The sequence below is a fragment of the Nonomuraea sp. NPDC004702 genome (genome assembly GCF_053601695.1).
Map to the genome: position 1 here is coordinate 143,658 of NZ_JBSGCE010000019.1, position 21,643 is coordinate 165,300.

18 protein-coding genes and 1 pseudogene are annotated in these 21,643 nt (G+C 73.5%); 9 read left to right on the forward strand and 10 right to left on the reverse strand.

Annotated features, from left to right (window positions below):
* Positions 1-54 precede the first annotated feature (54 nt).
* Positions 55-1,260, forward strand: coding sequence for a PucR family transcriptional regulator (locus ACWEJ6_RS24350; protein ID WP_387671333.1), 1,206 nt, complete (start codon positions 55-57; stop codon positions 1,258-1,260).
* A 51-nt stretch (positions 1,261-1,311) separates the two neighbouring features.
* Here ACWEJ6_RS24350 and ACWEJ6_RS24355 read toward each other — a convergent pair whose 3' ends face one another.
* Together ACWEJ6_RS24355 and ACWEJ6_RS24360 are read right to left on the reverse strand one after the other, a co-directional pair.
* A complete protein-coding gene (locus ACWEJ6_RS24355; RefSeq protein ID WP_358291787.1) occupies positions 1,312-2,166 on the reverse strand; it encodes an SGNH/GDSL hydrolase family protein in 855 nt (284 codons plus the stop codon).
* 109 nt (positions 2,167-2,275) lie between these two features.
* Positions 2,276-3,406 carry an alkaline phosphatase PhoX gene (locus tag ACWEJ6_RS24360; RefSeq protein WP_452426385.1) on the reverse strand — a complete coding sequence of 377 codons (1,131 nt, stop codon included), beginning with the start codon at positions 3,404-3,406 and terminating at the stop codon, positions 2,276-2,278.
* A 229-nt stretch (positions 3,407-3,635) separates the two neighbouring features.
* On the opposite strand from ACWEJ6_RS24360, the gene ACWEJ6_RS24365 reads away from it, so the two are divergent.
* Positions 3,636-5,606 (forward strand): hypothetical protein, encoded by a 1,971-nt coding sequence (locus ACWEJ6_RS24365; RefSeq protein ID WP_452426360.1) that lies wholly within the window; start codon positions 3,636-3,638, stop codon positions 5,604-5,606.
* Here the strand turns inward: ACWEJ6_RS24365 and ACWEJ6_RS24370 are convergent.
* The 4 genes from ACWEJ6_RS24370 to ACWEJ6_RS24385 form a co-directional block, all read right to left on the reverse strand.
* A complete protein-coding gene (locus ACWEJ6_RS24370) occupies positions 5,596-6,204 on the reverse strand; it encodes a GNAT family N-acetyltransferase (protein WP_452426362.1) in 609 nt (202 codons plus the stop codon). The genes ACWEJ6_RS24365 and ACWEJ6_RS24370 overlap by 11 nt on opposite strands.
* Positions 6,201-7,685 carry an APC family permease gene (locus ACWEJ6_RS24375; RefSeq protein WP_452426364.1) on the reverse strand — a complete coding sequence of 495 codons (1,485 nt, stop codon included), beginning with the start codon at positions 7,683-7,685 and terminating at the stop codon, positions 6,201-6,203. Before ACWEJ6_RS24375 ends, ACWEJ6_RS24370 begins: the two co-directional genes overlap by 4 nt.
* Before the next feature lie 54 nt (positions 7,686-7,739).
* A complete protein-coding gene (locus ACWEJ6_RS24380; protein WP_358291795.1) occupies positions 7,740-8,372 on the reverse strand; it encodes a GOLPH3/VPS74 family protein in 633 nt (210 codons plus the stop codon).
* Positions 8,373-8,571: 199 nt separating this feature from the next.
* Positions 8,572-9,069, reverse strand: a complete 498-nt coding sequence (locus ACWEJ6_RS24385; RefSeq protein WP_452426366.1) for a hypothetical protein — start codon at positions 9,067-9,069, stop codon at positions 8,572-8,574.
* A 223-nt stretch (positions 9,070-9,292) separates the two neighbouring features.
* Between ACWEJ6_RS24385 and ACWEJ6_RS24390 the strand changes: the two genes are divergently transcribed.
* Together ACWEJ6_RS24390 and ACWEJ6_RS24395 are read left to right on the forward strand one after the other, a co-directional pair.
* The gene (locus tag ACWEJ6_RS24390) at positions 9,293-10,912 is read left to right on the forward strand and encodes a carbamoyltransferase C-terminal domain-containing protein (protein WP_452426368.1); all 1,620 of its coding nucleotides are present in this window, start codon (positions 9,293-9,295) and stop codon (positions 10,910-10,912) included.
* A 1-nt stretch (position 10,913) separates the two neighbouring features.
* Positions 10,914-11,708 (forward strand): N-acetylmuramoyl-L-alanine amidase, encoded by a 795-nt coding sequence (locus ACWEJ6_RS24395; RefSeq protein ID WP_452426370.1) that lies wholly within the window; start codon positions 10,914-10,916, stop codon positions 11,706-11,708.
* Here ACWEJ6_RS24395 and ACWEJ6_RS24400 read toward each other — a convergent pair.
* Positions 11,705-12,328, reverse strand: a complete 624-nt coding sequence (locus ACWEJ6_RS24400) for a TetR/AcrR family transcriptional regulator (RefSeq protein ID WP_387671321.1) — start codon at positions 12,326-12,328, stop codon at positions 11,705-11,707. The two genes, ACWEJ6_RS24395 and ACWEJ6_RS24400, sit on opposite strands and share 4 nt — an antisense overlap.
* Positions 12,329-12,434: 106 nt before the next feature.
* Between ACWEJ6_RS24400 and ACWEJ6_RS24405 the strand changes: the two genes are divergently transcribed.
* A complete protein-coding gene (locus tag ACWEJ6_RS24405) occupies positions 12,435-13,535 on the forward strand; it encodes a serine hydrolase domain-containing protein (protein WP_452426373.1) in 1,101 nt (366 codons plus the stop codon).
* A gap of 37 nt (positions 13,536-13,572) precedes the next feature.
* On the opposite strand, the gene ACWEJ6_RS24410 is transcribed toward ACWEJ6_RS24405, so the two are convergent.
* The gene (locus tag ACWEJ6_RS24410; RefSeq protein ID WP_352320620.1) at positions 13,573-13,758 is read right to left on the reverse strand and encodes a hypothetical protein; all 186 of its coding nucleotides are present in this window, start codon (positions 13,756-13,758) and stop codon (positions 13,573-13,575) included.
* A 198-nt stretch (positions 13,759-13,956) separates the two neighbouring features.
* On the opposite strand from ACWEJ6_RS24410, the gene ACWEJ6_RS24415 reads away from it, so the two are divergent.
* The 3 genes from ACWEJ6_RS24415 (at position 13,957) to ACWEJ6_RS24425 (ending at position 16,729) form a co-directional block, all read left to right on the forward strand.
* On the forward strand, positions 13,957-14,916 hold the full coding sequence (locus ACWEJ6_RS24415; protein ID WP_452426375.1) for an NAD(P)H-dependent flavin oxidoreductase: 960 nt from the start codon (positions 13,957-13,959) through the stop codon (positions 14,914-14,916).
* 33 nt (positions 14,917-14,949) lie between these two features.
* Positions 14,950-15,843, forward strand: coding sequence for a hypothetical protein (locus ACWEJ6_RS24420; protein WP_452426377.1), 894 nt, complete (start codon positions 14,950-14,952; stop codon positions 15,841-15,843).
* Between the two features lie 67 nt (positions 15,844-15,910).
* Positions 15,911-16,729, forward strand: a complete 819-nt coding sequence (locus tag ACWEJ6_RS24425; protein ID WP_452426379.1) for an SAM-dependent methyltransferase — start codon at positions 15,911-15,913, stop codon at positions 16,727-16,729.
* Here the strand turns inward: ACWEJ6_RS24425 and ACWEJ6_RS24430 are convergent.
* Positions 16,723-17,880, reverse strand: a complete 1,158-nt coding sequence (locus ACWEJ6_RS24430) for an FAD-dependent monooxygenase (RefSeq protein WP_452426381.1) — start codon at positions 17,878-17,880, stop codon at positions 16,723-16,725. The genes ACWEJ6_RS24425 and ACWEJ6_RS24430 overlap by 7 nt on opposite strands.
* 123 nt (positions 17,881-18,003) lie before the next feature.
* On the reverse strand, positions 18,004-21,093 hold the full coding sequence (locus ACWEJ6_RS24435; RefSeq protein WP_452426383.1) for a BTAD domain-containing putative transcriptional regulator: 3,090 nt from the start codon (positions 21,091-21,093) through the stop codon (positions 18,004-18,006).
* Positions 21,094-21,386: 293 nt separating this feature from the next.
* Between ACWEJ6_RS24435 and ACWEJ6_RS24440 the strand changes: the two are divergent.
* Positions 21,387-21,643, forward strand: a pseudogene (locus ACWEJ6_RS24440) (hypothetical protein); the annotation flags it as partial.

The window sequence follows — 21,643 nt, forward strand, 5'->3', positions numbered from 1 at the left end:
CCGCACGCCGGCGGGGCCTTCACTGACGCCGGATGTTCTGGGAGGGTTTCGAACGTGGTCCCTGCCCTCACCCTGGCCGGGTGCGTCGCGCACGAGTTGCTCGAACGCCAGACCGCCAAGCTGGCCAGGCAGCTCGTCCGCGGCTTCGCCGAGGAGATCCCGCTCTACCGGCGGCTGCCGAGGGAGGAGCTCGACGGCGAGATCACCGTCATCACCGAGCACAACCTGCGGCTGATCGCCCGCATGTTCCGCGACCGCCGCCCGCCCACCAGGGCCGAGCTGGCCCCGCTGCGCTCGTCGGCGGCCCGCCGGGCCCAGGAGGGCGTGCCGCTGGAGGCCCTGCTGGCCGCCTACCACCTGGGCGCGCGCAAGGTGTGGGAGCACCTGTTCGCCGCGGCCACGCCCGCCGACTTCGAGGACGTGCTGGCGGCCAACCGCCTGATCCTGCTCTACACGGAGTCGGTGACGGCCGCCGTGTGCACCGCGTACCTGGAGGAGCGCGAGGGGATGCTCAGCCACGAGCAGCACGCGCTGCACGCCGCCGTTTCCGCGCTGCTGGGCGGCGACCGGGCGGCTCTGGCCGGGGTCCGGCTGGCCCCGCGCTACCTGGTGCTGGCGCTCGCCGTGGGCCGGCATCCCGACGAGGAGAGCGACGAGCCGGGCGGGTCGATCGCGGGCCGCCGCAAGCTCCACCGGATCAGGACGGCGCTCCAGCGGGGCGCGGCCGAGCCGGTGCTGTCGGTGCTGGACACGACAGGCGGCCTGGTGTTCGTGCCGATCACCGGCGAGGACCCCGACTGGTACGAGGTCGGCGAGACGGCCGCCGCGATGGCCAAGGCGGCCGGGGTGCCGGTGTGGGCGGCGGCCGAGATCGCCGCGCCGCCCGGGGTGCCGGAGGCGGTCAAGCTGGCCGAGGAGGTCCTGGAGGTGGTGCGGGTCTTCGAGCAGCCGCCGGGCGCCTACCGGCTGGCCGACGTGCTGCTGGAGTACCAGCTCACCCGGCCGAGCCAGGCCACCGCCGTGCTCGCCGGGCTGCTCGACCCGCTGCTCGACAACCCCGACCTGCTCAGGACGCTCACGGTCTACCTGGACACCGGCCTCGACCGCCGCCGTACGGCCGAGCTGCTGCACGTGCACCCCAACACGGTCGACTACCGCCTGCGCAGGGCCGTCAGCCTGACCGGCCTCGACCCCGTGGACCCGGCCCACCTGCAACGCATCGGCGCCGCCCTGGCCGCCAGACGCCAGCACCGCAAGTGACCGGGAGCCGCCCCCGGGCGGGGACGGCTCCCGTCGCGCGATTCGGAGCGTTCAGACCCCGGACACCGCGGCGGTCACCACGGTGGCGAAGTTGCGCATCCCGAGACCGTTGGGGTGGAACGGGGCGGCGGGCGAGGCCGGCACGTACGGCTCGATCCAGCGCACGCCGGGAGCCTTGCACGGGTCGTGGCCCACGCTCGGCGTCTGCAGGTCGACGAACGACACGCCCGCGGCGGCGGCCTGCTCGGCCAGCATCTGGTTGAAGTACTGGAGCGTGGCGCGGATGTAGTTGGCGTCGGCCTTGATGATCGGGACGGTCGGGTAGCAGCCGTTCGGCGGGGCGTAGGTGGCGTAGCCGACCATGAAGATCCGGGCACGCGGGGCGCGGGCGCGGATGTCGGTCACCAGCGTGGTCAGCTTGGGCCGCAGCGCGTCGGTCTTGACCCGCCAGGAGTCCTGGCCGTTGACGACGTAGTCGTCGTTGCAGGCGTCGCCGATGGGCGGGGGCAGCAGGTTGAGGCAGTCCTCGATGAAGCCGGTCAGGCCGACGTCGTTGGCGCCGATCTGCACCGTGACCAGGGTGGTGTCCGAGCTGAGCGCGTCGAGCTGGGGCGCGACGCTGCCGAGGTCGGTGCCCTGGGAGTTGTACATGTCGCGGGTCTTGGCGCCGGAGCAGGTGACGTCCCTGAAGGTGGCGGCGCCGATGGCCTGGGCGGTCAGATGGGCGTAGTTGTGGTCGGAACGCCAGCACCCGAGGTCGGGCACGACCTGGTTGGGCACCAGGGGACCCGACGCGGCGGAGTCGCCGAGCGCCACGTACACCTCGCCCTGGGCGGCGTGTGCGGGCGGCACGACGCCGAGCGCCAGGGCGGTCGCGGAGAGCAGGACGAGCAACCGTCGGACCATGGAGGACTCCTTCGGCGGAGGGTGGGGGGTGCGATGGCCGTGCCGGTCAGCGGCTCCGGTGACGGAGGCCGGGCCGGTCAGCGGCCCCGGTGGGGTGAAGCCGTGCTGGTCAGCGGCGGAAGGGCCCGGTCACCTCGTACGTGATCCCCCCGGTCCCGGCGGTCTCGCCGCTGGTGCCGCGCTGGGAGGAGAAGTAGAGCCGGGTGCCGTCGGGGGAGAAGGCGGGGCCGGTGATCTCCGACCTGGCCTGGCCGTCCAGGCGCATGACGGGGGCGACCACGCCGTCGGGGGTGATGATGTTGATCTCCATGTTGCCGCCGTCCTCGGCCACGTACAGGTCGCCGGACGGGCGGCCGGTGATGTTGTCGACGCCGTCGAGGGTGCCGCCGCCCTCGTAGATCGCGGTGACCGTCTGCCGGGCGGTGTCGTAGGCCCAGACCTTGCGGTCGCCCTTGGCGGTGAAGTAGCAGATCCCGGCGGCGTAGTGGCAGCCCTCGCCGCCGCTGAAGTGCCGGGCCGCGGAGACCTGGTGCCTGGTCTGGGTGTCGAAGACGCCGGGCGTCGCGTCGGGCACGGGCCGCCACTCGACGCTGTCGCCGCCGAGCCCGCAGAGCACGTCGAGCCGGCCGCTGGACAGGTCGCCCCAGGTGGTGGGGGTGAAGCGGTAGAAGCAGCCGTCACCCTCGTCCTCGGTCAGGTAGACGACCTTGTGGTCGGGGTCGCAGGCCGCGGCCTCGTGCTTGAACTTGCCCATCGCGGGGCGCTGCTGGGCGGAGCGGTTACCGTACGGGTCGGTCTCGTAGACCTTGCCGCGGAAGATCTCCTCGCAGGACAGCCAGGTGCCCCACGGGGTCGCGCCGCCCGCGCAGTTGAGGTTCGTGCCGCTCAGGATCCGGTACGCCCGGTCGATCGAGCCGTCGGCCCTGAACCTGATCGCCGAGGTCCCGCCCACGAGCGGCACCTCGGAGTTGGACACGTAGATCCAGCCGGAGCCGTCGGCGAAGCACGCGCCGCCGTCAGGAGCGGGGTGCCACAGCGTGCCGCCGACGACCCGGCCCGACCTGGCCACCACCCGGCCGGTGAAACCGGCGGGCAGCGCCATGCCGTTGGCGTCCGGGGCGCCGAGCGGCCCGTACGGGCTCACGCCCGCGCCCGCCGCGGAGGCGACGGCGTCGTGCCACATCGCCCCGGAGAACGCGACCGCCGCGGAGACGGTCCTGATGAACGTACGACGGCGCATCATCACTCCACGTGGCTCGCGTCGTTCGAGGTCGTTTGAATTCGCAGACATGACGATGAGCCCTGCTCGTCCTTCTGTGAACTGGACAGGGCGGTAAATCCGGACGGTCAAATCTGTGACGCCTCACAAATCTGGGCGGCATTCCGCGAAGCCGATTGACGGCGGCCCCGGCGCGATCCACCATGGCCCGAACCCCCGGCCTCGATCAGCCCCCGAGGTGCCCGTGCGCGTGCTTCCCCGTCTCCTCACCGTCCTCGCCCTGGCCTGCGCGTCGCTCGCGGCCCCGACGGCGTCACCGGCGTCGGCGGTGCCGGAACCGTCCGGCTGCGACCCGATCGATCCGGCGGCCTGCCTGCTGCCGTTCCCGAACGACTGGTTCACCGTCGCCGACCGGGACACCGACACGGGCCGCCGGGTGGCCTTCGCGGCCGGGTCCATGCCGGTCTCGGTCGCCGGCGTGCCGATCGCGCCCGCCGAGTGGAACAGGAACGACGGCTTCTCGCCGGGCTCGATGCTGCTGGCCAGGGTGCCGGGGCTCGACCTGGCCAGGACGGGCGCCGCGCCCATCACCGACATCGGCAGGTCGCTGGACCGGGACGCGCCCGTCGTGCTGCTGGACACCGTGACGGGGGAGCGGTGGCCGTACTGGGCCGAGTTCGACGCGAACGCGCCGGCCGACCGCCAGGCCCTGATCGTCCGCCCGGCCCGCAACCTGAGCGAGGGCCACCGGTACGCCGTCGCCCTGCGCGACCTCCGCGACGCCGCCGGCGCCCCGATCCCGCCGAGCCCCGCCTTCGCCGCGGTCGCCGGGCCGCCCCTGCCGCCGGACCACGAGCTGCACGACCGTCAGCGCCGCCTCCAGCCCGCGCTGTCCGCGCTGCGCCGCGCCGGCATCGGCACCCGCGGCCTCTACCTGGCCTGGGACTTCACCGTCGCCAGTGCGCGCGGCCTGGCCGGCCCGGCGCTGGCCATGCGCGACGACGCCCTGCGCACGCTGGGCGGCCGCGCGCCCGCCTTCGAGGTCACCTCGGTCACCGACCTCACCCCCGAGCAGGACGCCCAGATCGCCCGCCGGGTCGAGGGCACCTTCCGCGTGCCGAGCTACCTCGACCGGCCCGGCGGCCCGCCCGGGTCGGCGCTCAACCGCGGCCCCGACGGCCTGCCGGCCCGCCTGCCCGGCAACGAGCAGGTGGCGCCCTTCCGCTGCGAGATCCCCCGCGTCGCCTTCGACCGCCCCGCCCGGCCCTCCCTGTACGGCCACGGCCTGCTCGGCAGGCACTCCGAGGTGGGCGCGTCGAACGTGAAGACCATGGCGCAGGAGCACGGCTTCCTCTTCTGCGCCACCAAGTGGATCGGCATGGCCGACGAGGACATCCCGAACGTCGTCTCCGTCTTCACCGACATCTCCCGGTTCGGCACGGTCCCCGACCGCACGGTGCAGGGGTTCCTGAACTTCATGTTCCTGGGCCGCGCCATGACCGCCCCCGACGGCTTCGCCGCGCACCCCGCCTTCCGCACCGCCGGCGGCCGCCCGCTGATCGACCCGCGCCACGGCCTGGTGTACGACGGCAACAGCCAGGGCGGCATCCTGGGCGGCGCGCTGGTCGCGCTGTCGACGGACATCGAGCGCGGCGTGCTCGGCGTGACCGGCATGAACTACAGCACCCTGTTCAACCGCAGCGCCGACGCCGCCCCCTTCCAGGCCGCCTTCGACCGGGCCTACCCCGACAAGCTGGACCAGCAGCTCATCCTGGCGCTCATGCAGATGTTGTGGGACCGCGGCGAGGCCGACGGCTACGCCGCCCACCTGACCGACCGCCCCTACCCGGGGACGCCGCGGCACCGGGTGCTCATGCACGTGGCCTTCGGCGACCACCAGGTGGCCACGGTCACCGCCGAGGTCGAGGCCCGCACCGTCGGCGCCCGGCTGCTGACCCCGGCCCTCGCCCCGGGACGCAGCCCGGACGTCGTGCCGTTCTGGGGCATCCGCGGCATCCGCGGCCGGGCCCATCCCGGCTCGGCCCTGGTGATGTGGGACAGCGGCGCCCCCGCGCCGCCGCTCACCAACACCCCGCCTACGCAGGGCGAGGACCCGCACGAGAAGCCGCGCAGGACCCCGGCCGCCCAGCTGCAGAAGTCGGTGTTCCTCAAGACCGGCGTGGTCGCCGACGTCTGCGAGGGGCCCTGCGTCACCCGGTGACGCCGGGCCGCCACATGGGCCAGAACAGCGCGCCGTCGGGCAGTGCGAACGGCTCCTCGGCCTGGTAGCCGTGCCTGGCGTACAGGTCGCGGCTGCGGGCGCTGCTGGCCTCCAGGTAGGCGGGGGCGCCGTCCAGCAGGGCGTGGTGGCGGCTCAGCAGCGCCGAGCCGAGCCCCCGGCCCTGGTGGTCCGGGTGCACGGCCAGGAACGCCAGGTGGTGGTACGGCGGCTCCGGGTGGTGCCGTTCGAACAGCTCGTCCAGCACCCGGAAGCGGTCGGCCCACCTGCCGGTGGCGGCGGCCAGGCGGCGGTCGTAGTCGGGCGGCTCGGGCAGCGGCGCGTCGGCGGTGTGCGTCAGCCAGACCGCGACCGCGCGGCCCTCGTCGAGCAGGTCCACCTCGCCGTGCTCGATGGCGTGCGAGACCAGGATCAGGAAGTCGGCCACCATGATCTCGTGCCGCCCGGCCGGCTCGGGCACCAGGTACGACACCGCGGGCAGCCGCGCGAACGCGGTCGCGATCAGCTCGGCGACCGCGCCGGCGTCCCCGGCCGTCGCCCGGCGGACGTCGTGCGCCGCCACGTCCTGTGCGCGCCTCAACGGACGGCCTCCGGCGTGGCGGCGGCCTTGGCGCCCATGCCCACCAGCGAGTACACGCTCGGCTGTCCCGTGCGCAGGACCAGCGCCCAGCCCACGCCGAACAGGGCGGCCACCGCGTACACGACCGGCAGGATCCAGGCGAGCGGATCGCCCTCGGGCACCCCGAGCAGCGTCGGGAAGTTGTCCAGCGCGAGCCAGACCATCACCGCCAGCGCCAGCGCGGCGGGCACGGGGGCCAGGAACCGCCGCGCGAGGTTCTCGCCGCTCGGTTGCCGGGCGAAGAAGGCGACGATCGCGATCGAGGTCACGAACACCAGCAGCAGCACCCCGAACCCGCCGAACGAGCCGCCGTAGAAGAAGAGCTGCACCAGCGGGTCGAGCCCCAGGACCGCGTAGACCACGATGACGACCAGCCCGAGCACGGTCTGCGCGATCGAGCCCGACCGGGGCGCGCCGCTGCGCGGCCGGGTGCGGCCGAAGAAGGCGGGCAGCACCCGCTCGCGGCCGAGCGCGAAGAAGTACCGGGCGGTGGTGTTGTGGAAGGAGATCATGGCGGCGAACACGCTGGTGACGAAGAGCACCCGGGCGATGTCCACGACCGCGCCGCCGAGGTGCTGGTTCGCGATGATGAAGATCGTCTCGGCCTGGTCGCGGCGCGCGGCGGCGACGATGTCCGCCGGTCCCGTGGCGACCGTCATCGCCCACGACGACAGCGCGTACAGCCCCGCGATGATCGCCACCGACGCGTACGTGGCCAGCGGCACGGTACGCCGCGGATCCCGGCTCTCCTCCGAGAACACCACCGACGACTCGAACCCGACGAACCCGAGCGTCGCGATGACCAGCAGCGCCCCCACCCCCGGCACGAACAGCGCCGCGGGCGACAGCGTCTCGGCAGAGAACCCCGACCGCGCCGGGTTGACCAGGTCCGCCAGGTCGAACAGCAGGATGACCGCCACCTCGGCGGTGAGCAGGACGGCCAGCAGCCGCCCGTTGACGTCCACCCGCATCAGCCCGAGCACGCCCACCAGCGCCCAGGCGACCAGCGAGATGGCCCACCAGGGCGGCGCGCCGCCGAACCAGCGTTCGAGCAGCGGGGTGGCCGCCGCGCCGAAGGCGCCGTACAGGCCGACCTGGAGGGCGTTGTAGGCGATCAGCGCCACCCAGGCCGCCGCGATGCCCGCCGGACGGCCGAGGCCCCGGCTGATGTAGGTGTAGAACGCGCCGGCGTTGGCCATGTGACGGGCCATGGCCACGTACCCGACCGCGAACACCGCCAGCACCGCGCCCACGACCAGGAACGCGATCGGCAACCCGGTGATGCCGGTGACGGCGTAGCCGGTGGTGATCACACCGGCGACGACGGTGAGCGGCGCGGCGGCCGACAGGACGAAGTAGACGACCGAGGGCGCGCCGAGCCGGTCGGCGGCCAGGGCGCCGGCGATCGGGTCGGGCGCGGCGCCGGATCTCGCGGAGGGCATCGCGTTCCTTTCTGGGGGGGCAGGTGCGGTGTGGTCGGGTCGGCGGCCCGGGGCTCACGTCCGGTAGGTCAGGACGGCGTCGCCGACGGCCGCGCTCACCTGGCGGCCGAGGTCGCTGAGCGGCTGGGGCATCGCGGCCAGCACCGTGGTCAGGTACTGGTGGGCGCCGCGCCGGTCGGCCGGGTCCTCGACGACGACGTCGGTCAGGTCGCAGGCCTCGGCCAGCGCCGCCAGCGCCATGTCGTGCGGGGTCAGCGGCTGCCACTTCACCAGCGCGAGCCGCAGCCGGGCGGAGGGCCACATGGCCCGGTTGAAGTCCGTGGAGAAATAGCGGAATTGTTTACGCTTGAGCAGCCTCGGGGATTCGCGGTCGAGCAGACCATTACCCATCAACCGGCTGGTTACTTCGGTGACCGAGCGTTGTGCGAGGTAGGCCAGCCAGGTCCGCACATCGGTGTGCTGCGGGGAATTGCCTATTTCGGTCAGCACCTTTCCGGTCAGCTCGTCCGGGACCCGGCGTCGGTCGACCACCCGCAGCCGGACCCCCTCGACGGTGATCCGCTGCTCCAGCACCAGCTCCGCGAGCAGCGCCCCGGCCAGGCCGAGCGCCACGCCCGGGACGTGCAGCCGAGGCTTGCCCGAGCCCGTCGCGTCCCAGCAGACGAAGAAGAAATCATCGGCAAGCAAAAATCGGCCCGCTCACTATAGGAATTGGTGGATGACCGGTTCAGGAAGCAGCGTGTAGCCGCCAGCGGCAATTTGTACCAAAAACCCGCATCTCCGGGCTAGACCCTATTTATCGGGAAATAAAAAACACCGGCTTCATGGAGAAGCCGGTGCCGCCCGATCTGGCCCGTCAACCGATGGTCGCCGGGGTCTCGGATCGTCAGTTCGCGCAGTCCTGCTTGTCGAGGGCCAGGCCCATCTCGTAGATCTTGCCGCCGCGGAGCAGGAAGTAGTAGTGCGCCTTGGCGTTGCCCGGCACGGCGACGTACGGGAAGCCGCTCGCGGCCGTCCGCAGCTTGTTCGCGTACGCGCGCTTGAGCTGGGCGTTGGTCGAGCCGATGCCGATGCCCTGCGGCGTCCTGGCGCCCTTCGGGGCGAAGATGATCGCCACGCCCTGCTTCTTGGAGATGAAGAGGCCGACCGCGTCGCGGCCGGTCCGCTGGGCCTTGAGGTCCCAGCCGGAGCAGGTGGGGGAGTCGAGGCCGGGCTTGTGGACGATCTTCCCGGTGGCCTGGGCGGCCTTGGCGCTCATGCCCAGCGTGACCCCGCCGTATCCCTGGGGGCCGAAGGCGGGGGCGGCGAGCGCGGGGGAGGCGATCCCGGCCAGCGCGACGCCCGTCGCGAGGGTCGCCGCCGCGATGATGTGCTTCGTCGTCATGCAGGGTTTGACTGCGCGCCCGGCGCACAAGTTCGCCCGGTTCGCGGGCGGCTGCGGGCTGACGTGTCCGTTACGCGGTTGAGGGATGGTCTTGTCCCGGGCCCGGGTACTGGTGCCGGTGATCACAGCCCAGGAGGCACCAGAGATGACGGATGTTCCTATCGTTGTCGGCATAAATCGTACTCAGGATGGTTCTGTTGCTGTCGCTGTGGGCGAGTCGGGCATGTACAGCCTGCAGAAGGAGCGCATCACCCGGCGCAGGCACCACTGGGGCCGTCTGGGCGACCTGCCGGACCTGTACCTGCCCGAGATGCCGCTGCTCAAGGAGCCCGTGGACCTCGTGGTCGAGGGATACGCCGCCGACACCGAGATCGAGCACAAGGACGCCTACGAGGAGGAGCTGCGCGAGACGCTGAGCCTCAAGGAGGACGCCCGGGTCGTCCTGGTCTCCCACCATCTCAGCCACCTCTACAGCGCGTTCCCGCCCTCGCCGTTCGACCGGGCGGCGGGCCTGGTGATCGGCGCGCAGGGCAGCCGGGTCAGGGACTTCACCGAGCCGGTCCGGCTGCCGAAGGGCACCCGCGACGACATGCTGGAGGTCGCCTCGTTCTACCGCTGCGAGCGCGGCGGCCCGGTCGAGTGCCTGGCCAAGCAGCTCTGGGACGGCGACTGGGCCCGCCCGACCGGCCTCGGCTGCTTCTACACCCTGCTGACCAGGCTGCTGTGGCCCGAGGGCGAGGGCAACGAGGCCAAGGTCATGGGCCTGGCCCCGTTCGGCGACGCGTACGTCTACGGCCTGCCCGACCTCGACGTACGCGGCCACGAGGTGTTCATCCCCGAGGAGTGGATCGAGACCTTCGCCCAGCGGGACGCCTACGTCTACGAGCCCGGCGGCGAGCGCTTCTCGCGGGCGGCGGACCTGGCCGCGGCCGGCCAGCGGGTCTTCGAGAACGCCCTGGCCCAGGTGGTCGCCTGGCTGCACGGGCAGACCGGCCTGGACCGGCTGGTCTACGCCGGCGGCGCCGCGCTCAACGCCACGGCCAACGGCCGGATCGTCCGCGAGTCGCCGTTCCGCGAGGTGTTCATCCCGCCGAGCCCGCACGACGGCGGCACCGCCGTGGGCTGCGCCCTGTACGGGCTCATCGAATGCCTCGGCGTCGAGAGCCGCTTCCGCTGGACCGACGACTTCCTCGGCCCCGACCCGGACGAGACCGAGATCACCGCCGCGGTGCGGAGCCTGCCGGACGGCCTGGTGGCCGAGCAGCCGGCGGACCTCGTCGGCGCGACCGTGTCGCTGCTGGAGAGCGGCCGGGTCGTCGGCCTGCACCAGGGCCGCAGCGAGTCGGGCCCGAGCGCGCTCGGCAACCGCAGCGTGCTCGCCGACCCGGCCAGGCCGGACGTGCAGGACTACGTCAACTTCGAGGTCAAGGGCCGCGAGTGGTTCCGCCCGCTGGCCGCGCTGGTGCTGGCCGAGCACGCCGAGCGCCTCTTCGGCGTCGACCGCCCGGCCCCGTTCCTGCAGTGCGTCGTGGACGTGCGCCCCGAGCACCGCGCGAGCCTGCCGGGCGTGACCCACGTGGACGGCACGGCGCGGATCCAGACCGTGGAGGAGCATGCCACGCCGTTCCTGCACGCCCTGCTGACCGGGTGGCACGCGGCCACGGGCTCCCCGGTGTTGGTCAACGCCTCGCTCAACGGCCCCGGCGAGCCGCTGACCGAGACGCCCGAGCAGTCGATCGGCACCCTGCTCTCGACGAACCTGCACGCCCTGGTCATGCCGCCGTACCTGATCCGCAAGCGCGAGGAGCCGCCGGTGCCCGGCCTGAACTGGGACCGCGACTAGCATGCGCGTTCACCCAGCCGTCCCCGTGCTGCTGACCGCCCTGGCCGCGCTGTCGGCGGCCTGCGGCGGCGGCCCCGTGCGCACCACCCAGGGGGTGGTCGTGACCTCCGCCGCGCCGTCGCAGAGCACGCGGAACGCGCTGGCCGGGAAGGTCGTCGTGCTCGATCCCGGGCACAACGGCGGCAACGCCTCCCATCCCAAGGAGATCAGCCGCCCGGTCGACATCATCACCGGACGCAAACCCTGCAACACCACCGGCACCCAGACCGCCGCCGGCTACACCGAGCACGCCTTCACCTGGGACGTCGCGAACCGCCTGAAGCCGCTGCTCGAAGACATGGGCGCCAAGGTGGTGCTGACCAGGCCGGACGACACCGGCGTCGGCCCCTGCATCAACGAGCGGGCGGCCATCGGCAACAAGGCGCGGGCGGACGCCGTCCTGTCCATCCACGCCGACGGCGCGCCGCCGGCGGGCCACGGCTTCCACGTGATCCTGCCGGGCCTGGTGGCCGGGCACAACGACGCGATCATCCAGCCGTCCAGGAAGCTCGGCGTGGCCGTGCGGAACGCCTTCCGCGACGGCACCGGCCTGCCGTACGCCACCTACACCGGCGAGCAGGGCCTGCAGACCCGCACCGACCTGGGCGGGCTCAACCTGTCCACCCGCCCGGCGGTGTTCATCGAGTGCGGCAACATGGCCAACCCGGGCGACGCCGCCAAGATGTCCGACGGGGAGTTCCGCGGGGAGATGGCCGGCTCGCTGGCCGCCGGGCTTAAGCAGTTCCTGACCGGTTAGGCCCCGTAGGCGCGCAGGAAGACCTCGACCGCGGCGTCGGCGAGCCGGTCGAGCTCGGCCTCGGTGTGGTGCTCGCCGCCGCCCGCGAACATGACCCTGTTGACCGGGATCCACAGCAGCAGGCCGACGAAGTGGTCGGCGGCCAGCCGCGGGTCGTCCATGGGCCGCAGGCCGTGCCCGGCCAGGCGGCCGAAGGCCGTGGACATGCTCTCCAGCGAACGCTCGAAGCCCTGCTCGTACCAGGTGCGGCCGAGGTCGGGGAAGCGGTCGGCCTCGGCGATGATCAGCCGTCGCAGCCGCAGCACGTCGGGCTGCATGATCGAGGCCAGGAACTCGCGGGCCAGCTTGCGCAGCCCCTTCTCCAGGTCGTCGTTGCCCTCCAGCGACTCGGTGATCAGCTTGGCCAGGCCCTCGATCTGCGCCGTGGTGTCGAGGATGATCGTGGTGAAGAGCTGTTCCTTGTCGCTGAAATGCTTGTAGACGGTCTGTTTCGAGACCGCGGCGATCGAGGCGACCTCGTCCATGCTCGCGCCCACGTAGCCGTTGCGCAGGAACACCGCGCGCGCCGCGTCCAGGATCTGCCTGCGCTTGCGGGCCGTCCGGCCGTCCTCGTCGGTCACCGTCACGCCACCTTTTCGATCATGAGTTCGCATAGTACTGGACAGTTCCGTACTCGTGTGAGTACTGTACCGTCCAGTTCCCGAAACGAACAGGAGTGACGACCTCATGAGCGACCTTCAGCAGCAGGTGCAGCAGACCGCCGACAAGCTGGTCGAGTCAGGCGCCGAGCGCGGGTTGCAGGTGGCCGTCTACCGCGACGGCGTGCAGATCGTGGACGTGGTGGCGGGCGTGGCCGACCCGGAGACCGGCCGGCCGGTCACCTCCGACACCCCGTTCTACAACTTCTCCATCGGCAAGGGCGCGACCTCCACGGTCGCCCACATGCTGGCCGAGCGCGGCCTGTACGACTACGACACCCCGGTCGCCGACCTGTGGCCGGAGTTCGCCGGGAACGGCAAGGGCGGCGTGACCGTCCGCCACGTGCTGACCCACACGGCCGGCGTGCCCGGCGTGCCGCTCGACACCACGCCCGAGGACGTCTGCGACTGGGACAAGATGGTCGCCGCCCTGGAGAACGCCGAGCTGTGGTGGGAGCCGGGCACGAAGATGGGCTACCACGCCTACACCTTCGGCTTCCTCGTCGGCGAGATCGTCCGCAGGGCCACCGGCAAGCGCATCTCGCAGGTGCTGCTGGAGGAGGTCTCCGGCCCGCTGGGCGTGGCCCGCGAGCTCTACTTCGGCATGCCGCCGGAGGAGCAGCACCGCCTGGCCCGCCTGGAGGACGAGCCGATGGACCCGTCGGCGTTCGGGGACATGCCGGCCGACCTGCCGATGTTCAGGGCCGGGCCGATGGAGCTGATGCCCAACGCCGCCCTCGGCAGCAGGCCCGACTACCTGACCGCCGACATCCCGGCCGGCGGCAAGACCTCGGCCAGGGCGATCGCGCGCATGTACGCCGCCCTGCTCGGCGAGGTGGACGGCGTGCGGCTGATCTCGCCGGAGCGGCTGCGCGAGGCGACCACGGTGGCCTACAGCGGCCCGGACGAGGTCTTCGGCATGCCCTCGACGTGGGGGCTCGGCTTCACCATCGGGCTTCCCGGCGGCTCGCCGCAGGAGAGCGCGACGGCGTTCGGCATCGGCGGGGCGGGCGGCAGCTACGCGTGGGCCGACACCGCGACCGGCACCGCCGTCGCCCTCACCAAGAACCGCCTCACCAACGACTTCGCCGCGGTCGGCGAACTGGCCGCCCTGGTCGCCCGGGCCTGACCGCCGGGCGCGGGGGCGTCGCCGCCTCCGCCGGGGCTCAGCCGTCGCGGCACAGGGGGCGGCCGCCGACCACGCAGGCGATGCCGTCGAGGTCGCAGCTCAGCAGGGTGCCGTCCATGCCGAGCACGAGCACGAGATCGCTCCTCGACCGGTGGGCCAGCATGATCCGGCCGACGACACCGTTGTCCAAGACCACGGTCGGGCGGCTCGCAGCGCTGTCCATGTCCTGGCGACTCCTCTCGGGTTCACAACAGGCCACGCGCGCCGGACCCGTCCCCACCAGGATGCACAGCCGCCGCCTCCGGCGCATCGGTCATCCGGCTCTACTTTCGTACGGATCCTGCGTTGTCGCCCTCCCGCCATGCTCGCAGAGGGCGGGGTGCGAGACTGACAACGGCAGGCGACGTGCAAGGAGGCCGGCGTGCGGACGTGGTTGACCGAGCGGTTCGGGCTGACGGTGCCCCTGGTGGGCGCGCCCATGGCCGGAGTGGGCGCGGGCCGGCTGGCCGCCGCCGTCTCCGCGGCCGGCGCGCTCGGCGTGATCGGGGTGTCCGCCGCCGCCCCCGCCTCCTGGATCGAGGCCGAGGCCGCCGTCGCCGCCGGGAGCGGGCGGCCGTACGGGATCGGGCTCATGGCCTGGGCGCTGCCCGGCAACCCGGCCCAGTTCGAGGCCGTGCTCGCGGCCCGGCCGCGGCTCGTCTCCGTGAGCTTCGGGCCGTACCAGCGGTACGTGGAGGAGCTGCGGCAGGCCGGCATCACGGTCGTCACGCAGGCGGGCACCACCGACGAGGCCCGCGCCGCCGAGCAGGCCGGCGTCGACGCGGTCGTGGCGCGCGGGGCCGAGGCGGGCGGCCACGGCCGGGCCGACGTCGGCACGCTGCCGCTGCTCCAGAGCGTGCTCGACGCCGTCCGCGTCCCGGTGCTGGCGGCGGGCGGCATCGCCACCGCGCGCGGGCTGGCCGCCGTGCTGGCGGCGGGGGCCGAGGGCGCGTGGGCCGGCACGGCGTTCATGGGCTGCGCGGAGACGGCCCTGCCGGAGACGGCGGCGGCCCGCGTGCTGGCCGCGGCCGAGACCGACACCGCCTACGGCCGCGTCTTCGACGTGGCCCAGCGCCTCGACTGGCCGGCCGAGTACGGCGGCCGGGCCCTGCGCAACACGTTCTTCGACCGCTGGGCCGGTCACGAGGAGGAGCTGGCGGCCGACGAGGAGGCCGCGGCGCGGATCGCCGCCGCCCGCCGCGACGGCGACTTCGACACCGCCTGCATCTACGCGGGCCAGGCCGTCGGGATGGTCCGCGAACGGCGCACGGCCGCCGACGTGGTGGCCGGCTTCGCCGAGGCGGACGCCCTGCTGCGCCGCTTCGCCCGGCCCGGCGGATGACGCCGCTCCTGGCCTGATGCATCCTCTTGTGCCATGACACATCAGACGCTCCCCCCAGCGCCCCCGGCACCCGCCGCGCCCTCCGTCGCCACGGCGCCGGGGACCGCGTCCGCCAGGGGCAGCGTGCTGGAGGTGATGGAGAAGATCGGCACGGTCGTCGTGCCGATCGCCGTCGCCGTGTACGCCCTGCTCTACCTGGGCTTCGAGAGCGTCTACGACACCTTCGGCATCACCCCTGAGCAGGCCGGGCTCACCCAGGCGAGCATCTTCGGCCACCTGGTGGCGACGCTCGTGCTGCTCTTCCTGACCCTGCTGCCGCTGCTCGGCCTGGTCGTGGGCGCCTGGTGGCTGCTCGACCGGATCACCCGCGGGGCCGCCGGACGCGTCCTCGACCGGGGGCGGGAACAGCCGTGGCTGGCCGCCGCGGTGGGCGCGGCGCTGTCGGGCGTCGCGTACTGGGGGCTGCTCGGCATCCTCGACGTCACCGGCACGCCGGTGCTGATCACGGTCGTGGTGGTCGGGCTGTTCTGCCTGCTGGTGCCGTACCGGTTGCTGCGGGCGCGGCCCACCGGACGGGCCGCGATGCGCGTGCTGACCGGCGCGCTGGTCGGGGTGGGCCTGGGGTTCGTGCTCGTCGGCTGGATGACGCAGGGGGCCGAGGCGGTGCACGACCGCGGCGAGGCCAACCTCGTGCTCCAGCTCACCGGGTTCTCCAACCAGTGGGCCGAGGTGCGCGACGACTCCGGCAAGCTCCTGTCGAAGGGGCAGCGCTGGCTGGTGCTCGGCCAGGACTCCGGCGCGTACGTGTTCTACGACTGCGCCACGGCCGGCACGATCCGCCGTCCGATCGACGCGACGGTGCTGAGCAGGATCGAGCTCGACCCCGAGTTCGGCGACCCCCGCCCCTGCGGTTACGCGGCCGAATAGAACACGTTCCGGTAAGTTACCGATTAGTATGGCCACCGAACAGTGGCAGGCGAGGAAATGGGTCACCATGTCTGAGCTAGAACGTGTTCCGCCCGGCGTGGATCCGAACGTGCCGAGCGCCGCCCGGGTGTACGACTACCTGCTCGGCGGCAAGGACAACGTCGCCGTCGACCGCGCGGTCGCCGAGCGGCTGCTGGCCGTCGCGCCCGACGCCCGAGCCGTCGCCAGGGCCAACCGCCGCTTCCAGATCGAGGCCGTGCGCCACGTCGCCCGCCAGGGCGTGCGCCAGTTCATCGACCTCGGCACCGGCATCCCGACCTCGCCCAGCATCCACGAGACCGTCCGCGAGGTGAGCCCCGCCTGCCGGGTGGTCTACGTGGACCACGACCCGATGGTCCGCCTGCACGCCCAGGTGCTGCTCGCCGACCAGCCCGGCGTCGCCGGCATCCAGGGCGACCTGCGCCGGCCCGCCGACATACTCGCCGACCCGCACGTCACCGGCCTCATCGACTTCGACCAGCCGGTCTGCGTGCTGATGGTCGGCGTACTGCACTTCGTCATGGACGCCGAGGACCCGTCCGGCATCGTCGCCGCCTTCAGGAAGCCCATGGCGCCCGGCAGCCATCTGGTGCTGTCCCACGCGATGGCCGAGAGCTCTCCCGAGGCCATCGCCCAGCTCCGCCTGGCCACCGCCGGCTCGCCCGCCCAGGGCGCGTTCCGCAGCCACGGCGAGGTGCTGCGGCTGTTCGACGGGTTCGAGCTGATCGGGCCCGGCCTGGTGCCCGTCCAGGACTGGCGGCTCACCGACGACGACCGCCTCCCGCCGCCGGACGGCACGCCCCGGCTCCGGCTCGACGCGGGCGTGGGCCGGGTGCCCGTTCAGTAGTCCTTCAGCGCGATGTTGGTGGCGAACTTGTCGGTCACCTTCATCATCAGGCCGAGCAGAAAGCCGAACTTGAAGGTCCAGTTCCGCATGCGGATCCCGGTGGGGGAGCCGGGCGCCAGGAACGTGCCCGCGTTGTTGCCGCTCCTCGTGACCTTGGAGTAGCGGCGCATCTGGCGTTCGTACTCGGCGAAGGCCACGCGGTGGTCGCCGCCCGCCGCGGCCAGCTCCTCGGCCAGCACGTACGCCCCCACCAGCGCCAGCCCGCTGCCGAACCCGCCCAGCGTGCTGCCGTACGCCGCGTCGCCCAGCAGCGCCACCCGGCCATGGACGTACCGGTCGATGCTCACCCGGCTGATCGAGTCGAGGTAGACGTCCTTGGAGCCGCGCACCGCGTCGAGGACCTGCGGGGTGCGCCAGCCCATGCCGGCGTAGGCCCGCTCCAGGATCGCCTTCTGCTGCTCGACGTCGTAACGGTCGTAGTCGAGCCGCTTCGAGGCGAAGACGAAGAACGCCGGCGCCTTCGGCCCGCCGACCGCGACCATCCTGCCGGGCTCGTTGTACATCTGCCCGTGCGGCCCGAAGTCGCTGTCCAGCTCCACCAGCGCGTAGTAGTGGCCGAGGAAGTCCACGCACTCGGACTCGGGGCCGAAGGCCAGCCTGCGGACGTTGGAGTGGATGCCGTCCGCGCCCACGACCAGGTCGAACGTGCGGGGGGCCGAGCGTTCGAAGGTGACGTGCACGCCGCCCGCAGCCTCGGTGAGCGAGGTGATGGAGTCGCCGAAGACGTACTCGCAGGTTGACGCGGTGCGCTCGTACAGCAGGCGGGCCAGGTCGCCGCGGCGGATCTCGATGTCGCCGCCGGTGAACTCGCCGGGCATGACCCCGAGCGTGCGGCCGTCGGCGTCCACGAAGTACTGGTCTGTGCCGCCGGTCTGGAGGCGGCGCACGTCGTCCAGGATGCCCATGCGGGTCAGGACGGTGTGGTGGGTCTCGCCCTTGAAGTCCACCGCCTGGCCGCCCTCGCGGAGGGCCGGCGCCTTCTCCACGACGGTGACGTTGCAGCCGTGGCGGGCCAGGCAGTGGGCCAGCGCGGGGCCGCCGATGCTGGCGCCGGAGATGAGTACGCGGGTGTTGTGCAGGTTGTCTCTCATGCCGGCAAGCCTCGCCGGGAGCGCTGACAGCCCGGCGACGACCGGCTGACAGTCCCGGGCGCGGCCGTCCCGGACTGTCAGGGGGCTTTTCATGGTGCCGTCCCGGACCGGCGTCTCGGGCTGTCAGGTGAGGATCGTGGACCGGGCCTCGTCCCTGGTCATCGCGGCGCCGCGGGCGTACAGGGCGGCGAAGCGCTCCGGGCCGAGCGCGGCCGTGGCGGCGGCGGCCGTCGCGGCCACGTCGTGGTCGCCGGTCACCGCCGTCCCGCGCAGCGCCACCCCCACGCCGAGCAGCAGCGCCGCCCGTTCCGGCGGGTCGTCGAGCAGGGCGGCCCCGGCCAGGCCCTCGACGGCGTCGGCCAGGTCGCTGTCGACCGGCGAGCGCAGCGCGACGGCCACCGCCTCCCGGTGCCGGGCCACGGCCTCGGCCGCCTCGCCCCTGGCCTGGGCCAGCCGGGCCAGCGCCGTGAGCACCTGCGGATCCGTGCTGCCGGCCAGCGGGGAGCCCGGAGCGGTGGCGGCCAGCGCGTCCCGCAGCCGTTCGGCGGCCTCGCCGAGATCCCCCTCGATCCTGGCCAGGTCGCCCAGCCGCACGTGCACGGCCGCCGTCAGCTCGGGCCGCCCCAGCTCGCGGGCCAGCTCACGGGCGCGCAGGCAGTCGGCCCTGGCCGCGACCAGGTCGCCCGCGCGCAGCCGGGCGTCGGCTCGCCGGCACAGCACGTCCACCAGCTCGTCCAGCGCCCCGAGCTCGTCGAGCAGTTCGAGCGCCTGCGCCCACAGCTCCGTCGCCCGCGCCCACTCGCCGCGCCAGCCCGCGATGACCGCCAGCCAGTCGAGCCCCTGCGCCTTCCCCCACCGCTCGCCCAGCGCGCCGAACTCCGCCAGCACGATCTCCAGCTCCCGCTCGGCCGCCACGATGCCGCCGTTCAGCAGCATGAGCAGCGCTTCGCCGAGCCGGCCGAGCGCCCGGCTCCACGGGTCGCCGCCGAGCTCGCGCTGCCGCGGCCGTTCCACGTCGCGCTCGGGCGGCCCCGCGGTCATGCCCCACAGTGCGGCGGCGAACGGATGCCGTACCGGCCGGTCCGGGTCCGTCGTGATCTCGGCGGCCCGCCTCCAGTGCGGCGACCCGGTGCCGGGGGCGGCGTGCAGGACGGCGAGCACGTACTCGTCGGTCAGGCCCGCCGGCGGCTCGGGGCCGAGCACGTCGAGCAGCCGCCGGGCCGGCTGGACGGCCTGGCCGCGCCGCCCGCTCAGATACCAGTACATGGCCAGGGCGGCGATCAGCCGCAGCGCGGCCGGCGGGTCGTGCTCGACGCTCCAGCGCAGCGCGGCCTGGAGATCGGCGTCGTCGGCCCCCAGGCGGGCCAGCCATTCGAGCTGCTCGGCACGGTAGAGGTGGGGTTCGGCGCGCTGGGCGTGCGCCAGGTGCCAGGCGGCGTGCGCGGCGCGCATCCGCTCCTCCTCGCCCGCCTCGGCCAGCCGCTCGGCGCAGAACAGCCGGACGGTGTCGAGCATGCGGTAGCGGTCGCCGGCGGTCTCCACCAGCGACTTGTCCACCAGATCGGCGAGCAGCACGGCGCTGTCCTCGCCGCACACCCGCTCGACCGCCTCCAGCCGGGCCCCGCCGGAGAACACCGAGAACCGCCTGGCCAGCACCTGCTCCTCGGCGTCCAGGAGGTCCCAGCTCCACTCCACCACCGCGTGCAGCGTCCGGTGCCGGGCGGCGGCCGTGCGGTCGCCGCGCGAGAGCAGCCGGAACCGGCCGTGCTCGGCCAGCCGCGCGGCGATCTCCGCCACGGGGAACGTGCGCACCCGGGCCGCGGCCAGCTCGATGGCCAGCGGCAGGCCGTCCAGCGCCGCGCAGATGCGCAGCGTCGCGTCGAGGTCCAGCTCCAGCCCCGGCCGTACGGCGGCGGCCCGGTCGGCGAACAGCCTGACCGCCGGGTAGGCGAGCGCCTCCCTGGCGGGGGTGCCCGGGGGCGGGGTGCCCAGCGGCGGCAGCGGCACCAGGTGCTCGCCGGTGATGCCCAGCGGCTCCCTGCTGGTGGCCAGGACGCGCACGCCGGGACAGCCGGCCAGGAGGCGGCGGGCCAGCGTGGCGGCCTCGGCGACGACGTGCTCGCAGTTGTCCAGGATGAGCAGCAGGTCCTGCTCGGCGAGGGCGGCGACCAGGCGCTCGGCGGGGTCGGCCAGGCCGGGGACGCCAGGGCTGAGCGCCGACTCGCGCAGCCCGAGCGCGTTCAGCACCAGCAGCGGCACCTGTCCCTCCCCGGCCGCGGGCGACAGGTCGGCGAAGCACGCCTGCCGCTCCTGGCTGCGGGTGGCGGCCTCGACGGCCAGGCGGGTCTTGCCGGTGCCGCCGGGGCCGGTGATCGTGACCAGGCGCGCCCCGCGCAGCGCGGCCAGGCGCGCCAGCTCCTCCTCGCGGCCGACGAACGTGGTGAGCTGCGGCGGCGGCGCGGACCGCGTGGCGTGCGCGCGCCGCTGCTCGCCGCGCAGGATCGCCAGGTGCAGCGCCGCCAGCTCGGGCGAGGGGTCGGCGCCCAGCTCGTCGGCGAGCAGCCGCCGCGCCTCGTCGTAGACGGCCAGCGCCTCGGCTTGCCGTCCGGCCGCGTGCAGGGCGCGCATCAGCAGGGCGCGCGGGCGTTCCCGCAGGGGGTGGGCGGCGACCAGCTCGCGCAGCCCCGCCGCGGGCTCGGCCTCGGGCAGGTGCAGGTCGGCCTCGTACAGGTCCTCCCGGGCCGCGAGGCGCAGCTCCTCCAGCCGGTCGGCCTGCCCGGGCGCGTAGGCGGCCTCGCGCACGTCCGCGAGCGCCGGGCCGCGCCACAGGTCCAGGCACTCCCGCAGGACGGCCGCCGCCGCCGCGTGCCGGCCCGCCGCGAGCAGCCGCCGGCCGTCGCGGGCCAGCCGCTCGAAGCGGTGGGCGTCGACGTCCTCGGGCGGGACCGCCAGCCGGTAGCCGGCGCCGTGGAACTCGATCAGGTCGGCGGGCAGGTTGCGGCGCAGCCGGGAGATCTGCGCCTGCACGGCGTTGGCCGCGCCGGCCGGCGGGCTCTCGCCGTACTGGGCGTCGATGAGCCGGTCGACGCCGACCGTCCGGCCCGCCTCCAGCAGCAGCAGGACGAGCAGGGCACGCGGTCGGGGACCGCCCACGGCGATCGGGTCGCCGCCGGCCGATCGCACCTCCAACGGGCCCAGGATGCCGAACTGCACGTGCCTGATTGTCCAGCATCGTGGCTGTTATCCGCACGTGGATGGGTGTGACCAGCGGTAACAGAAATGTCGGTATGCCTACCGATGAACATACGTATTTTCGCGCCATCAACAAGCGCTTAACGTCTGGCGGCAACAAGGCGAAACGGTCCGCTTGCTGTATCCGTCACCCTTTATCACCCCCCACATCCCCTCACGCCCCGCGACCCAGGTCACCCCTGACCGCTCGGCGGCCCGCGCGCGCCCAAAGGCGGCAACGGCCGGAGGGAGCCCGCCGAAAGGAGCACCACAGCGTGAAACGCAAAGCCTTACTCGCGGCGGTCGCCGGCCTGGCCACGGCCGCGACCTTGACGCTTCAGGCGTCACCCGCGAGTGCCGCCCCGCCCGGAGCCACCCCTGCCCAACAAGGCTCCAGCAGCAGCCGAGCGGCGGCAGACCCCGCCTCGCTCGCCGCGGCGGTCGCCGACAGGGCGGTCTCCAGCCAGCTCGACAACCTCAGCAGAGGCCCCGACGAGGCCTACAGCCGCGTCCGGGTCACCCCCGGCGCCGG